The following is a 16371-nucleotide window of genomic DNA, read 5'->3' as shown; positions in this document are numbered from 1 at the left end:
CGATGCCAGGCTCGGTACGATACCCTGATTTTCTCCGTGCACTTGGTTGCCCCGTGGCAAACCGGTCTTTGTTTTTAGGAGGGGAGAAATGGAATTCAAGAATCTGCTGCTGGAAATCTCCGAATCGGTCGCCGTGCTCACCGTGAACCGCCCGCAGAGCCTGAACGCCTTGAACAGCGAGCTTCTCAACGAACTTGAGTGCGCCTTCTACCAGCTGGAACTGGACCCGGAGGTGAAGGTGCTGGTTGTGACCGGCGCGGGGGAGAAGGCTTTCGTGGCGGGTGCGGATATCAAGGAGATGGCCACCATGACCCCGCCTGACGCGCACCGGTTCGCCCTGAAGGGACAGCGGGTGCTGCTCGCCCTGGAGAAGATGAAGAAACCGGTCATCGCCGCGGTGAACGGCTACGCGCTGGGGGGCGGCCTGGAACTCGCCCTTGCCTGCGATTTCCTCTACGCCAGTGAGAGCGCCAAGCTCGGCTTCCCGGAAGTCACTCTCGGGATCATGCCCGGCTTCGGCGGGACCCAGAACCTGGCCCGGCTGATCGGTCCCAAAAGGGCCAACGAGCTCATCTTCTCGGGCAAGATGATCCCGGCCCAAAAGGCGGAAGGGTGGGGCGTGGTGAACGAGGTCTTCCCGGCGCAGGAGCTCCTTGCCAAGACGCTGGAATGCGCACGCGCCATTGCGTCGCAAGGGACCATCGGGATCGGCTACGCCAAGGACGCTATCGCCCATGGTCTCGACATGGCCAAGGAGGACGGCTTCCGCTACGAGGCGGCGCTCTTCGGCGTGCTCTTTGGGACCGCTGACCAGAAGGAGGGGATGGCGGCCTTCGTCGAGAAACGAAAGGCAAATTTCAGAAGCAATTGACGTTCGGAAGCAATTGACAATTGACGATGGACAATTGACAACGAAGGATCGCAGGTCTGAGAGCTCGTGGCAGCACGGCAGGGGGAAACATGGATTTCGAGCTGAGCCAGGATCACAAGCTGCTGCTTGACACCTTACGGGAGTTCGTCGAGCACGAGGTAAAGCCGATCGCCCGGCGCATCGACGAGGAACACCAGATCCCCGATGCGCTGGTCGCCAAGATGGCCGACCTGGGGCTCCTGGGGAGCTACCTCCCCGATGCGTTCGGCGGCGCGGGGATGGACTTTCTCTCCTACATCCTGGTGGTCGAGGAGGTCTCCAAGGCCTGCGCCTCGTCCGGCGTCCTCATCTCCGCACACACCTCGCTCTGCTGCGGCCCGATCCTCAGCTTCGGGACCCAGGAGCAACAGGAACGCTGGCTCCCGGACCTGGTCAGCGGCAGGTCGATCGGCTGCTTCCTGCTTACCGAGCCGGACGCCGGCAGCGACGCCGGATCGATCAAGACCTCGTACCGCCGCGAGGGGGACGAGTTCGTCATCACCGGTTCCAAGATCTTCATCACCAACGGCGGCTACCGCGGTACCGGCATCGTCTTCGCCACCTCGGACAAAACCCTGAAGCACAAGGGGATTTCGGCGTTCATCGTGGACCTGGCAGCCCCGGGAGTGACGGTGCTGCGTAACGAGGAGAAAATGGGGATCCGGGGGAGCTACACCACGGCCTTCGCGCTCGACCAGGTGCGGGTCCCGGCGGCGAACCTCCTGGGGCGGGAAGGGGAGGGGTTCAGGATCGCCATGGACACCCTGAACGGAGGCCGCATCGGCATCGCCGCACAGGCGCTGGGGATCGCGGAGGGGGCTTTCGAGCGAGCGCTGGGCTACTCGAAAGAGCGCAAACAGTTCGGCGTCCCCATCTGCGACAACCAGGCCATCCAGTTCAAACTGGCCGACATGCACGCGCGCATCGAGGCGGCCCGACTGGTCACCTACCGCGCCGCCTGGCTCAAGGAGTCGGGCAAGAACTACACGCTCGATTCGGCGCTCTGCAAGATGCTCGCTTCCGAGGCGGCGACCTACGTCACCAAGGAGGCGATCCAGATCCACGGCGGCTACGGCTTTATCTGCGATTACGAGGTGGAACGCATGTACCGGGATGCCAAGATCACCGAAATCTACGAAGGGACCAACGAGGTGCAGCGGGTGGTGATCTCGAAACTGCTGCTGGCCGACCACTAGACGGGACTCCCCTGACAGGACGGTCCCACGGGTGATGGTGACGCGTTCGCGACGCCCGACGAACTTTCAACTACTTAGAGATACAGGTGCTTTTCCGAAAAATGGGCTGTTGCTTTATCTCTGGGCCCTCTGCTAAGCTGAATCCTGCAAGGTCGTTTCTCTCAGTCGTACCCCTGCTGCTATTATCTGAAACGTCGGTCTCACTATCTTCCGCCGGGGAATCAGGAGGTAATTATGAAGATCCTTGTGTGCATCAAACAGGTTCCCGATATGGAATCGCGCTTCAAGCCGGACAGTGCCGGTGTCTGGTACTCAGATACCGATCTCGCCTTCCGGATGAACGAGTACGATGAGTATGCGGTCGAACAGGCGGTCCAGCTCAAAGAACAATTAGGTGGCGAACCGGAAGTAGTGGTGCTCTCGGTGGGGCCGGACCGGGTGGTTGAGGCGCTCAAGAAGGCGCTCGCCATGGGGTGCGACCGCGCGGTGCAGGTACAGGATCCTGCGGCTCACCTGAAGGATCCCTGGCAGATCGCCTCCGCCATCGCCGCCTACGCCAAGGGGGAGAACTTCAACCTCATCTTCACGGGGCTGCAGTCGCAGGACCGCGGCTCGGCACAGGTGGGGGTGACCCTTGCCGAGATCCTGGGCATTGCCAGCGTCACCACCATCGTCGGCTTCGAGTACGCCGACGGCAGCGTCACGGTGCGCCGCGAGCTGGAAGGCGGGCTCAAGGCGCGGGTACAGCTGAAGACGCCGGCCCTGGTCACCTGCCAGCTCGGTCTCAACGTGCCGCGCTACCCGACCCTCCCCAACATCATGAAGGCGAAGAAGAAGGAGATCCTGACCCTCCCGGTGGGCGAGCTCTTGCACGAGGAGGCCCGCTCGGTCACTGCGAGCTTCTACGCACCTCCGAAGAAGTCCGGCGGGATCGTGCTGGAGGGTGATGTCGCCGTGCAGGTCGACCAACTGCTCGACATACTCCGCGACAAGACCACCGTGCTGCGCTAAGGGGGATGCCATGAAAACACTGCTCATTGCCGAATGCAGGGAAGGCAAGTTTCTCGATACCAACTACGAACTGTTCGGCTTTGCCGACAAGCTCGGCGCCACGAGCGCCATGGTGCTGGTGGGCCGCCAGGATGATCTCCCTGCCTTTGCCGGGAAACTCTACCTGGCTGATGCGGCCAAGTTCGGCGAGTACAACCCGGACCTGCACAAAAAGCTCATCCTGGCTACGGTCGACCAGGAGAAACCGGACTACATCGTCTTCGGACACACCTCGTACGGCTGGGACCTGGCACCGCGTGTGGCGGCCGCTTTGAAGGCACCGCAGCTTTCCGAGGTGGTGGGGGTGGCAGACGGTGGCTTCGAGCTCCCCAGCTGCAACATGAAGATGCGCCGCACGGTCAAGCCCCAGGGGACACCGGTGCTCCTTACCCTGCAGGGAGGCGCGTTTCCGGTGCTGAAGCCGGGGGGCACTCCGCAGGTCGTACCGCTGGAGACGGCGGGCGAGCCTGGCGTCAATTTCCTGGGATACGAACCGGCGGTCGCCAAGGATGTGAATCTCAGCAAGGCGGAGATCATCGTCAGTGCCGGACGCGGCATCGGTAAACCGGAGAACGTCCCTGCCATTGCCGCGCTTGCCAAGGCGTTGGGGGGTGAATTGGGGGCCAGCCGGCCCGTGGTCGACGGCGGCTGGGTCGATCACGCCCACCAGGTCGGCACCACCGGCCAGACCGTGAGCCCGAAGCTCTACATCGCCTGCGGCATCAGTGGTGCCATCCAGCACCTGGCCGGGATGAAGAAATCGGGGTTCATCGTCGCGATCAACAAGGACAAGGACGCCCCCATCGGCGAGGTGGCCGACGTTCTGGTCGTCGCCGACGTGATGCAGTTCGTACCGGCCTTGACCGCCAAACTCGGCAAATGAAGGGCGGGGGGCCAAGGTGGGTGAAGCTGCCATAGGCAATGAAGTGGCGCCTTCCCCCTCACCCTGACCCTCTCCCGCAAGGGGAGAGGGGACCTCATGGGACGCCTTTCCCTGAAATCCCGGATGAGTCGAGTCAGGGCGGGAGAAGGTGTCGAGTCGTTGAGTGGTTGAGTCGGGCCGCTCGTGCCGTCTCATCGTTTCCGGGGAACCACGCATGAACCTCGAGCTCACCGAAGAACAGAAGCTGATCCAGGAAACCGCGCGGCAGTTTGCCGCCGAGCGGCTGGCGCCGATTGCGGCCCGGCTGGACCTGGAAGGGGACCGGGAGAGCTTCCTTGCCAACCTGAAGGAGCTGGCCTGTCTTGGCTTCATGGGGCTCAACGTCTCCCAGACCTACGGCGGCTCGGAAACCGGCTCGGTTGCCTTCAGCCTCGCCATCACCGAACTCGCCCGGGCCTGTGCCTCGACCGCGGTGACGGTCTCAGTCAACAACATGGTCTGCGAGCTGATCCAGTCGGTGGGCTCGGAGGAGCAGAAACAACGCTACCTCCCCAGGATCTGCTCCGGCAGTTACCCGGCGGCAAGTTTTGCCCTCACCGAACCGGGTGCCGGCTCCGACGCCGCCGCGCTGGCCACCCGTGCGGAGCCGGATGGCGCTGGCTGGCGGCTTTCCGGCACCAAGGTCTTCATAACGAGTGCCCCCTACGCCGGCGTCTTCGTGGTCTGGGCGGTCACCGACCCGGCAGCTGCCAAGGGAGGCGGCATCAGCTGCTTCCTTGTCGAAGCCGGTACACCGGGACTTGTCGTCGGGCGTGAAGAACTGAAGACGGGACAGCGCGCCTCCGCCACCAACGAGGTGCTGTTGGAGAACTGCCGGGTCCCCGCCGAAGCCCTCTTGGGGCGGCTCAACGACGGCTACCGGATCGCCATGAGCGAACTTGCCGGTGGCCGCATCGGCATCGGTTCCCTGGCCCTTGGCGTGGGGCTGGCGGCGATGGACTTCGCCACCTCTTACGCCTCGCAGCGGGTGCAGTTCGAACGCAAACTGGTCGAGTTCGAGGCGCTGCAGTGGATGATCGCCGATTCCTATACCGAACTGGAGGCCGCCCGGCTCCTTTTGATGAACGCCGCCTTCCGCAAGGAGACCGGCAAGAGCTTCGCCAAGGAAGCCTCGATGGCCAAGCTGTTTGCCAGCGACGCCGCCAACCGCGCCTGCTACAAGGCGGTGCAGATGCTGGGAGGATACGGCTACACCGCGAGCTATCCGGTGGAGCGCTTTGCCCGCGACGCCCGCATCACCTCCATCTACGAGGGGACCAACGAGATCCAGCGGCTGATCATCGCCCGCGAGGTGCTGCGCAGCTTCAGCTGACCCGGGTGGACATGCTATCATGGTGACAGGAAGGGAAACGACGGCTCATCTGCCGCGTTGCCGAGTGCGACCTCCGCCTTTCCCGTCTGTCGCAGGGACGGAAGCCATGTTGACCCGATTGCTGCTTCTCCTCACCCTCATCCTTTCGACACAGCCCGCCTTTGCCCAGTCCGCACCACAAACCGCCTCCACCGATCCTGGCCGCACCCCGCTCAGCTATTCCATCGAAATCAGCATCAGCCGAAACCTGCTCACCCTCTTCGCGCAGAACCCGGGCGCCGAGCCGGTCGCCGTGGCCGAATATCCGGTTGGCACCGTGGTGCGCGGCCTGAAGACCTTTCCCCTCGGCCAGGGGAAGGTTACCGCCATCTCTTTGAACCCCTGGTGGTACCCCACCGAGTATTCGCGCCAGGTGTTCCGCGGGCACGGCATCGAACTTCCCAAGGCAGTGCCGCCGGGCGACCCGCTCAACTACATGGGGGCCTTCAAGATCTCCCTGTCGCATAAAACCTGGAAAGGTGCCATCTACCGCATCCACGGCAACAACGACCCGCGCAGGGTAGGGCGCCGGGTGACCGGCGGCTGCTTCGTGATGGGAAACAGCGAAGGGCTCGAGTTGGCGGCTAAGATAAAGGTCGGCACTCTGGTGAACATCGTGCCGTGAGCCCGGCCGGCTGGCAGGCGAGAGGTTAGGGGAGCAGTCGCAGGACCTGCGCGCCGGTTGCCGAGCAAAGCCAGGCCAGAAACGCGCAGTTCAGGACGACCGTGACCCAGAAAACAAGCTGGAAGGAAACCTTGCGGGTCTTGTGGCGCAATAGCTGCTGGGCGAGTAGCGCCGCAGGCCACCCGCCGGCCAGCGCCAGCAGGTGCAACGTCCTCTCGGGGATGCGCCGGGAGTCGGAGCGCGCCGCCTGCTTGTCGAAAAAGTAGGCGAGCCAGGTACCGCATCCGACCGACCCGTACAGTACCAGCACTCCCACAGGGAGCACCCCTTGCCAGTACAGGAAGCCCAGCAGCAAAAAAAAGAGTAGCGAACCCACGACAAACACCGCTTTCCTCCGTTGTCCTCAAGGTGAGCCACCGCAATTCCTACCCCGGCAGCCGTTGGTATGCCCCGCAAAGTACCCGCTCCCGTCAAACGCGTCAACATCTTGCTGGCGGCGCCGCAACCTTGGCAGGCATTGCGTCAGCGAATCGGGTTCCACAGTCAAGCCCTTGACAGGTTCCGACAGCGCCACACCGGCTAAAATTCCAGATACTCCAATCTGAACGGTCTGTTGCAACTTGGACAACGCCTGCCTCATTAATCTTTACCTAGGCACACAAAGTGTAAACAAGAGGTCCTGACGTTTCAGTCACAGGAATTCCTCACATTGGTTGAAGACAAGAGGGTGAGAAAAAGGCACTCACTGAAAAATGAAAATATCTTTCATTACCGCTACTCATAGAGACCCTTTTTAGGGCTTCGTTAAATGGCTTACTCTCTGCCAACATCCTTATGACAGGTCATCTCAGCAACTGGCAAACCTTCTGTAAGATAACAACTTACCTTGTCGGTTAACCATTTGCTCAGAAACTGACATGATGTGCAAAATTTGGAAATTATAATTTCCCGACCCTACAGATTTGAGGGAATTGACCGATTATCAGTTTCATCATGGTGTTTTAAATTCGCCACCTGTCACGGTGGACAGAGGCGGTAGGGCAGAAGACATCGAAAACAACGCGTGCGCGTGATCATAAACGGAATACACCACTCACATCCGATTCATATTCAACATCCAGAAGGGAGAAACTGAAATGTCCAAGGAATCTCGCAACGAACTCAACAGTGGGAAGATAGCCGCCGGTTTGGTGGGGAAAAAAGTCCCCGCAGGTCAGCAGGTAGACGGAGCTCGTCACACCGCCGGCCACGAGTTGGTGTCCCCTGCCAAATCTGCCCTGGGCCAAGTCGAGGGAAAGCACGCTGCTCCGGATCAGGAGCTGAGCACCGCGACTGACGCCGCGACTCAGGTGGCGGTTTCCGATGCGGCACCGGTATTGATGGCGGATGCTTCGGGCTACACCCAGGTGGCCGAGGCGGGTTCAGTTGCCGGGCCGGGTGAGTGCGCACTTGCCGGCGGCGACCTGTCGGCCGCCCCTGCCGCTGCCCCTGCCGCTGCGCCGGCTGCCCATGCTGAAGGGAGCAGCTTCCTTCCCTGGATCGCCGGCGGCGTAGCCGCAGTCGGTGGTGGCGTAGGCGCGGCGATTGGCATGGGCGGCTCCAGCAGCCACGGCTCCAGCGGCACTGCCATCAGCGGCGTGGTGGCCGACGGCTACATCTCCGGCGCCCGGGTCTACATCGACGAGAACCACGACGGCATTATCCAGGAGAGCGAGTTCACCGGGATCACCACCGACGGCGCCGGTCACTTCTCCGGAACCACCACCAAGTCCGGCAACATCATGATCAAGGGGGGCCAGAACGTCGACACCGGGCTCACCAATAACCTGGTACTGAGTGCAGAGCAGGGGAGCGCAGTGGTGGTCAACCCGATCACCACCCTGATTCAGAGCTATGCCCAGGCCAACAACGTCTCGACGGCACAGGCGGAGGCAGTCGTTGAAGCGGCCCTGGGCCTCACCGGCCTGAACCAGAACCTGACCAGCTACGATCCGCTGGCGGCGAACCCGACCGACCCGACGGCACTGGCAATCCAGAAGGCCGCTGCGCAACTCGCCGCAACCATGAGCCAGGCAGAGTCCCACGCTACCGGCCTGGGGAGCACGGTCCTTAACTCCATCGTCAGCCTGCTCGGTACCACCTTCGACGCAAACCACCAGCTCGACCTCGCAAACAGCACCGATCTCACCGCGATCCAGAACCAGATCGTCGCCCTGGGTGACAGCGCCGCCGGCAGCTCCTTCGGGGCCGTAACCGGTTCGATCGCCGCTGTTGCCACCGCTATCGACTCGGCAACGACCCTGGCATCCTCGGGCGCCGGTTCCATCAGCAACGTCCAGAGCTCGGTCGTCGATACCGCCGCCAACCTGGCAGCCAACGCGGGCGACTACATCAACGGCAAGAACGTGGTAGTGAGCGACAGCCCCAGCATCCAGCAACTCGCCCAGATCGCGGCCAACACCACCGGCACCATCCACTACGACAGCATCACCGACAGCGCGGCAAATATCGCAGCCGACCACGCAGCTGCCGGCTACAGTACCGGCCACGACGTCTACCTGACCGGCAGCCCGAGCATCGCCGAGGTTACCGCGATCGACGCCTATTCAGGGACCGTTTTCGTCTCCTCGGTGAGCGACACCGCCGCGCACCTGCTTGCCGATACCACGGGCGCCGGCTATACCACCGGCCACAACGTCACCATCACCGACGCCGCCAGCATCGCCGATATCGCCACTATCGACGGCTTCGCCGCCACGGTTACCGTCACCTCGATCAGCGACACCCTGGCCCACATCCAGGCGGACCACTCGGGCGCCGGCTACAGCACCGGCCACAACGTAACCGTCACCGATGCGGCCAGCATCGCGGAACTTGCCGCTATTGACTTCTACGCCGGTACCGTCACCGCCACGCAGGTGAGCGATACCGCAGCCAACCTCGCCGCAAACGCCGGCAATTACCTCTCCGGCAGCGTCGCGGTCCAGGTTACCGACGCGGCGACCCTGACCCAGCTGGCAACCATCGATGCCCTCAGTACCGGTTCCCTCAGCTACGCCGGGATCATCGGTACTGCGGCCGAACTTGCCGCCAACGCGGGGAGCTATATCACGGGCAGCCACCCGGTCACCGTGACCGACACGGCGACGCTTACCCAGCTCGCCGCCATCGACGCGCTCACCACCGGGACCCTGACCTACGCCGGCATCACCGGTCTGGCGGCGGAGCTCACCGCCAACGCGGGCGGTTACATCACCGGCAGCCATGCCGTCACGGTGACCGACACCGCAACGCTCACCCAGCTTGCCAGCATCGATGCGCTCACCACGGGTACGCTTACCTACGCCGGCATCACCGGCCTGGCCGCGGAACTCGCCGCCAACGCCGGCGGCTATATTACCGGCAGCCACGCGGTCACCGTGACCGATGCAGCGACGCTGACCCAGCTCGCCACCATCGACGCCCTCACCACCGGCGCGCTGAACTACGCCGGGATCACCGGACTTGCCGCTGCACTCGCAGCCAACGCTGCCGGCTATATTACCGGTAACCATGCGGTGACCGTCACTGATGACGCCAGCATCGCGCAGTTGACCACCATCGACGGTTTCACCACCGGCGCCATCAGCTATGCCGGCATTGCCGACACGGCGGCCGCCCTGGCAGGCAACGCAGGCGGCTATGTAACCGGCAGCCACGCGGTCACCGTGACCGATGCAGCGACGCTGACCCAGCTCGCCAGCATCGATGCGCTCACTACCGGCACGCTGACCTACGGCGCGATTACCGGCCTGGCCGCGGAACTGGCGGCCAACGCCGGCGGCTACATCTCGGGGAGCCACCCGGTTACCGTGACCGACGCAGCGACGCTGACCCAACTGGCGGCTATCGACGCGCTCACCACCGGCACCCTGAGCTACGCGGGGATCACCGGCCTCGCGGCGGAACTGGTCGCCAATGCCGGCGGCTACATCTCGGGCAGCCATCCGGTTACCGTGACTGACACCGCAACGCTTACCCAGTTGGCCAGCATCGACACCCTTACCACCGGCACCCTGAGCTACGCGGGGATTACCGGTCTTGCCGCGGAACTCACCGCGAACGCCGGCGGCTACATCACCGGTAGCCATCCGGTGACCGTGACCGATACCGCAACGCTTACCCAGCTTGCCACCATCGACGGCTTCACCACCGGCGCGCTGAACTACGCCGGGATCACCGGCCTTGCTGCAGAACTCGCCGCCAACGCTGGTAGCTATATCACCGGCAACCACCCGGTGACCGTGACCGACACCGCGACGCTGACCCAACTGGCGACCATCGACGGCTTCACCACCGGCGCGCTGATCTACGCCGGGATCTCCGGGACCGCAGCAGAACTGGCGACCAACGCGGGCGGTTACATCACCGGCGCGCACGACGTTACCGTAACCGACGCCGCGACACTGACCCAACTCGCCAGCATCGATGCACTCACTACCGGCACGCTGACCTACGGCGCGATTACCGGGCTGGCCTCGGAACTGGCGGCCAACGCCGGCGGCTACATCTCGGGGAGCCACCCGGTTACCGTGACCGACGCAGCCACGCTTACCCAACTGGCCAGCATCGACGCGCTCACCACCGGCACCCTGAGCTACGCGGGGATCACCGGCCTTGCCGCGGAACTGGTTGCCAACGCCGGCGGCTACCTTACCGGCAGCCACCCGGTTACCGTGACCGACACTGCAACGCTTACCCAGTTGGCCAGCATCGACGCCCTTACCACCGGTACCCTGAGCTACGCGGGAATTACCGGCCTTGCGGCGGAACTCACCGCCAACGCTGGCGGCTACCTTACCGGCAGCCATCCGGTGACGGTGACCGATACCGCGACGCTGACCCAACTTGCCACCATCGACGGGTTCACTACCGGTTCCCTGAGCTACGCCGGTATTACCGGCCTGGCCGCTGAACTGGCCGCCAACGCTGGCGGCTATATCACCGGTGCACACGACGTCACCGTGACCGACACCGCGACTCTGACCCAGTTGGCCAGCATCGATGCCCTCACTACCGGCACGCTGAGCTACGCCGGCATCACCGGCCTGGCTGCGGAACTGGCGGCCAACGCGGGCGGTTACCTCACCGGCGCGCACGACGTTACCGTGACCGACGCAGCCACGCTGACCCAGTTGGCCAGCATCGATGCGCTCACCACCGGCACCCTGAGCTACGCGGGGATTACCGGCCTTGCCGCAGAACTCACTGCCAACGTCGGCGGCTACATTACCGGCAGCCACCCGGTTACCGTTACCGACACCGCGACGCTTACCCAGTTGGCCAGCATCGACGCCCTTACCACCGGCACCCTGAGCTACGCCGGGATTACCGGGCTTGCCGCGGAACTCACCGCCAACGCTGGCGGCTACATTTCCGGTAGCCACCCGGTGACCGTAACCGATACCGCGACCCTGACCCAGTTGGCCACCATCGACGGCTTCACCACCGGCACGCTGACCTACGGGGCGATTACCGGTCTGGCCGCGGAGCTCACCGCCAACGCCGGCGGCTATATCACCGGTGCGCACGACGTTACCGTTACCGACACCGCGACCCTGACCCAGTTGGCCAGCATCGATGCCCTTACCACCGGTACGCTGAGCTACGCCGGCATCACTGGATTGGCCGCAGAACTGGTAGCCAACGCGGGCGGTTACCTCACCGGCGCGCACGACGTCACCGTGACCGACACCGCGACGCTTACCCAGTTGGCCAGTATCGATGCCCTTACCACCGGCACGCTGAGTTACGCCGGCATCACCGGCCTGGCAGCGGAACTGGCGGCCAACGCGGACGGCTATATCACCGGCGCACATGCCGTCACCGTAACCGATGCCGCGACGCTTACCGAGCTCGCCACCATCGACGCCTTCACCACCGGCACGCTGACCTACGGCACCATCACCGGCCTGGCCGCCGAACTTGCTGCCAACGCCGGCGGCTACCTTACCGGCAGCCACCCCGTCACCGTTACCGACAATGCACCTGCCGCCAGCGACCTGACCGCCATCGATGCGCTCACCACCGGAACGGTCAATGCCAGCGCAGCCACCAGCATCACCGGCAGCGCCGCCGAGATCGACGCGGTGGCGACCGCCATCGGGGCCGGTACCATTACGGCCGGCAACTTCGATGCGGCCCCGACCGGTAGCACCACGGTCGCACAGGCGAACAACATCGACGCCCATAACGGCACCGGCGCCATCACCGCCACCATCTCGGACGGCTCGGCCGCAACGCTTGCCACCCTTACCGGCAGCCACGCCTACAGCATCATCGTCAGCGACAGCACCGCATCGGCCGCGAACCTCGCCCTCATCGACGCGGCAACCACCGTGACTGTGGACGCCACTGCCGTGACCACCGTCACCGGCAGCGCCGCCCAGATCGACGCCATCGCCAGTGCCATCGGCGCCGGTACCATCACGGCCGGCAGTTTCGATGCGGCGCCCACCGGGGCTACCAGCGTCCTCCAGGCGAACAACATCGACACCCATAACGGCACCGGAACCATCACCGCCACCATTTCGGACGGCACCGCCGCCGCACTCACCACCCTGACCGGCAACCACGCCTACACGATTGCCGTGACCGACACCACCGTGGCCGCCAGCGACCTGACGCTCATCGATGCCGCCACCACGTTGGCAGTTAACGCCAGCGCCGTCACCACTGTCACCGGCACTGCAGCCGAGATCGACGCCATCGCGAGCGCCATCGGTGCCGGCACCATCACGGCAGGCAACTTCGACGCCGCCCCGACCGGCACCACCAGCGTGGCCCAGGCGAACAACATCGACGCCCATAACGGCAGCGGTGCCATCACCGCCACCATCTCGGACGGCTCGGCGGCAACCCTTGCCACCCTGACCGGCAGCCACGCCTACACCGTCACCGTGACCGACACCACGGCAGCCGCCAGCGACCTGACCCTGATCGATGCGGCCACCACGGTTGCCGTGACAGCCACTGCGGTGACCGCCGTCACCGGCAGCGCCGCCGAGATCGATGCCGTGGCCAGCGCCATCGGTGCCGGCACCGTCACGGCCGGCAGCTTCGATGCGGCGCCCACCGGGTCCACCAGCGTCCTCCAGGCCAACAACATCGACGCCCATAACGGCACCGGTACCATCACCGCCACCATCTCGGACGGCACCGCCGCCGCACTCACCACCCTGACCGGCAGCCACGCCTACACGATTAGCGTGACCGACACCACCGTCGCCGCCAGCGACCTGACGCTCATCGACGCCGCCACCACGGTGGCCGTGAACGCGAGCGCCGTCACCACCGTAACCGGCACGGCAGCCCAGATCGACGCCATCGCGAGCGCCATCGGGGCCGGCACCATCACGGCCAACAACTTCGACGCCGCACCGACCGGCACCACCAGCGTGGCCCAAGCGAACAACATCGACGCCCACAACGGCAGCGGCGCCATCACCGCTACCATCTCGAATGGTTCGGCGGCAACACTCGCCACCCTGACCGGCAGCCACGCCTACACCGTCACCGTGACCGACACCACGGCCGCAGCCAGCGACCTTACCCTGATCGATACTGCCACCACGGTTGCCGTAACAGCCACCGCGGTGACCGCCATCACCGGCACGGCCGCTGAGATCGACGCCGTGGCCAGCGCCATCGGCGCCGGCACCATCACAGCCGGCAGCTTCGATGCGGCGCCCACCGGGTCCACCAGCGTCGCCCAGGCGAACAACATCGACGCCCACAACGGCACCGGTGCCATCACCGCCACCATCTCGGACGGTTCGGCGGCAACCCTTGCCACCCTGACCGGCAGCCACGCCTACACCGTGACCGTGACCGATGTGACCGCCGACGCTGCGCTGCTCAACACCATCGATGCAGCCACCACCGTCAACGTCGGTGCCACCGGCGTCACCACCCTGACCGGCAGCGCAGCCGCTATCGCCACCGCCATCAGCGCCGCCACCATCGATACCGCCGGCAACGTCGGGGTCACCGTGGATGCCGGCAGTGCGACCGCCGCTACCCTGGGCACCATCGACGCCAACACCACTGCCGTGGTGAACGCCAACGCGGTAACCACCCTGACCGGCAGTGCCACCCAGGTCGCCACCGTGATCAGCGCGGCGACCATCGACACGGCCGCCAACGTCGGGGTCACCCTGGATGCCGGCACCGCCACCGCCATCAACCTGAACACCATCGACACCAACACTACGGCAGTGATCGATGCCACCGCCATCACGGCGATTTCCGGCACCGCGGCCAACATAGTCACCGCCATCAACTCCGCCGGGATCACTACCTCGACGAGCTACAACGCCACCGTGACCGGCGCTGCCAGCGTGGGCAACCTGAATACCATCAACGCCGACACCACCGGGGTGATCACCGCCACGGTGACCGGCGCCGCGGCCACCCTGGCCGGGCTCACCGCCGGCAACAACTCCTACACCGTAACCGTCACGGACTTCGTGGTGAGCGCCGCCGACCTGAACACGATTGATGCTGCTACCACGCTTGGCGTGGACGGCACCACCGTAACCCAGGTCACCGGGACTTCCGCGGCCATCATCACTGCCCTGACCTCTGCCGGCATCCTGCTCGACCCGAGTGTCGACGCCACCGTGAACAGCGGTACGGCTTCCGTTGCGGAGGCTAACCAGATCAGCAGTGAAACTGCCGGCTTGGTGACCGCTACCATCACCGAGCACGATGCGGCGCATCTCATCGGCTTGACCGGCACGACGAATGCCTACACCGTTACGGTCACCGACGCCTCGGTCAACGCGGCCGATCTCAACACCATCGATAACGCCACCACCGTCACCGTCAACGCCTCGGCCGTCGGCACCCTAACCGGCCTGGAAGCCGACATCGCCCAAGCCCTGGCTGCTGGCGGCATCACCCTGTCGACCCACGAAGCCGTCACCGTTACCGATGCCATCACGGTCGCCCAGGCCAACGGTATTCAGGCGGTCACCGACGGTATCATTACCGCCACCCTGAGCGACCACTCGGCGGCCACCCTGGCCGGCCTTACCGGCACCGGAAACGCCTACACCATCTCTGTTACCGGCTCGGCCGCCGCGGCGGACCTGAACACTATCGACGGCGCTACCACGGTAACCGTCAATGCCAGCGGTGTAACGGCGCTGACCGGCCTAGAGTCGGACATCGCCACCGCCATTGGCGCTGGCGGCATCACCCTGTGGGGTCACGAAACCGTGACGGTTTCTGACGCGGTAACTGTGGCCCAGGCGAATGCCATCGATGCCGTGACCGACGGCGTCGTCACCGCCACCCTGAGCGACACCTCGGCCGCCACCCTGGCCGGGCTCACCGGCACCGGCAATGCCTACACCGTTACCGTGGCAGCGGGCTCCGCAGCCGCCGCCGACCTGAACGCCATCGATGCTGCCACCACGGTGACCGTGGGGGCCTCGGCCGTCACGACCCTTACCGGTCTCGAGGTCGAGATTGCCACGGCCATCGCCGCAAGCGGCATCACCCTTTCGACTCATGAGGCGATCACCGTATCCGACGCGGTGACCGTGGCACAGGCGAACAGCTTCCAGGCTGCCACGGACGGGCTGATCACCGCCACCCTGAGCGACCACTCGGCGGGCACCCTAGCCGGCCTTACCGGCACCGGCAATGCCTACACCGTGACGGTGACCGGCTCTGCCAACGCCGCCGACCTGAACACCATCGACGGCGCCACCACGGTAACCGTGGACGCCAGCGGCGTCACCACGCTTACCGGCCTCGAGTCAGACATCGCCACGGCAATCGCCGCCGGCGGAATTACCCTGTCGACCCACGAGGCGGTCACTGTCTCCGACGCAGTGACCGTGGCCCAGGCGAACGGGATCCAGGCTGCCACCGACGGTGTCATCACCGCGACCCTGAGCGACACCTCCGCAGCTACCCTCGCGGGGCTCAACGGCACCGGCAACGCTTACACCGTGACGGTGNCAGACATCGCCACGGCAATCGCCGCCGGCGGGATTACCCTGTCGACCCACGAGGCGGTCACTGTCTCCGACGCAGTGACCGTGGCCCAGGCGAACGGGATCCAGGCTGCCACCGACGGTGTCATCACCGCGACCCTGAGCGACCACGCTGCGGGAACCCTCGCGGGGCTCAACGGCACCGGCAACGCTTACACCGTGACGGTGACCGGTTCGGCCGACGCGGGGGATCTCAACACCATCGACGCAGCCACCACGGTGACCGTGGATGCCAGCGGCGTGACCGCCC

7 protein-coding genes are annotated in these 16371 nt (G+C 64.8%); 6 read left to right on the top strand and 1 reads right to left on the bottom strand.

The window, feature by feature from the left end:
* The first annotated feature begins 88 nt into the window (after positions 1-88).
* The 6 genes from H7688_RS18985 to H7688_RS18960 all read left to right on the top strand — a co-directional run bounded on the left by H7688_RS18985 (position 89) and on the right by H7688_RS18960 (position 6075).
* Positions 89-871 (top strand): enoyl-CoA hydratase/isomerase family protein, encoded by a 783-nt coding sequence (locus H7688_RS18985; RefSeq protein WP_183362833.1) that lies wholly within the window; start codon positions 89-91, stop codon positions 869-871.
* An 89-nt stretch (positions 872-960) separates the two neighbouring features.
* On the top strand, positions 961-2106 hold the full coding sequence (locus tag H7688_RS18980) for an acyl-CoA dehydrogenase (protein ID WP_183362832.1): 1146 nt from the start codon (positions 961-963) through the stop codon (positions 2104-2106).
* A 234-nt stretch (positions 2107-2340) separates the two neighbouring features.
* Positions 2341-3117, top strand: coding sequence for an electron transfer flavoprotein subunit beta/FixA family protein (locus H7688_RS18975; RefSeq protein ID WP_183362829.1), 777 nt, complete (start codon positions 2341-2343; stop codon positions 3115-3117).
* Between the two features lie 10 nt (positions 3118-3127).
* The gene (locus tag H7688_RS18970) at positions 3128-4039 is read left to right on the top strand and encodes an electron transfer flavoprotein subunit alpha/FixB family protein (protein WP_183362826.1); all 912 of its coding nucleotides are present in this window, start codon (positions 3128-3130) and stop codon (positions 4037-4039) included.
* Between the two features lie 214 nt (positions 4040-4253).
* Entirely contained in the window at positions 4254-5411 is a 1158-nt protein-coding gene (locus tag H7688_RS18965; protein WP_183362824.1) for an acyl-CoA dehydrogenase family protein, read from the top strand.
* 106 nt (positions 5412-5517) lie between these two features.
* Positions 5518-6075: a L,D-transpeptidase gene (locus tag H7688_RS18960; RefSeq protein ID WP_183362822.1), complete on the top strand. Its 558-nt coding sequence runs from the start codon at positions 5518-5520 to the stop codon at positions 6073-6075.
* Positions 6076-6100: 25 nt separating this feature from the next.
* Here H7688_RS18960 and H7688_RS18955 read toward each other — a convergent pair whose 3' ends face one another.
* Positions 6101-6391, bottom strand: a complete 291-nt coding sequence (locus H7688_RS18955) for a DUF1294 domain-containing protein (RefSeq protein WP_246329889.1) — start codon at positions 6389-6391, stop codon at positions 6101-6103.
* Positions 6392-16371: the final 9980 nt, after the last annotated feature.

Source organism: Geomonas limicola (assembly GCF_014193675.1).
Classification (GTDB): domain Bacteria; phylum Desulfobacterota; class Desulfuromonadia; order Geobacterales; family Geobacteraceae; genus Geomonas; species Geomonas limicola.
This window is presented reverse-complemented; position numbering and strand designations above follow the sequence as displayed.

Excerpts from the sequence above, each read along its gene's own strand:
- H7688_RS18980 (WP_183362832.1), top strand. The coding sequence starts at position 961 with ATGGATTTCGAGCTGAGCCAGGATCACAAGCTGCTGCTTGACACCTTA.
- H7688_RS18965 (WP_183362824.1), top strand. The coding sequence starts at position 4,254 with ATGAACCTCGAGCTCACCGAAGAACAGAAGCTGATCCAGGAAACCGCG.
- H7688_RS18960 (WP_183362822.1), top strand. The coding sequence starts at position 5,518 with ATGTTGACCCGATTGCTGCTTCTCCTCACCCTCATCCTTTCGACACAG.
- H7688_RS18975 (WP_183362829.1), top strand. The coding sequence starts at position 2,341 with ATGAAGATCCTTGTGTGCATCAAACAGGTTCCCGATATGGAATCGCGC.
- H7688_RS18985 (WP_183362833.1), top strand. The coding sequence starts at position 89 with ATGGAATTCAAGAATCTGCTGCTGGAAATCTCCGAATCGGTCGCCGTG.
- H7688_RS18970 (WP_183362826.1), top strand. The coding sequence starts at position 3,128 with ATGAAAACACTGCTCATTGCCGAATGCAGGGAAGGCAAGTTTCTCGAT.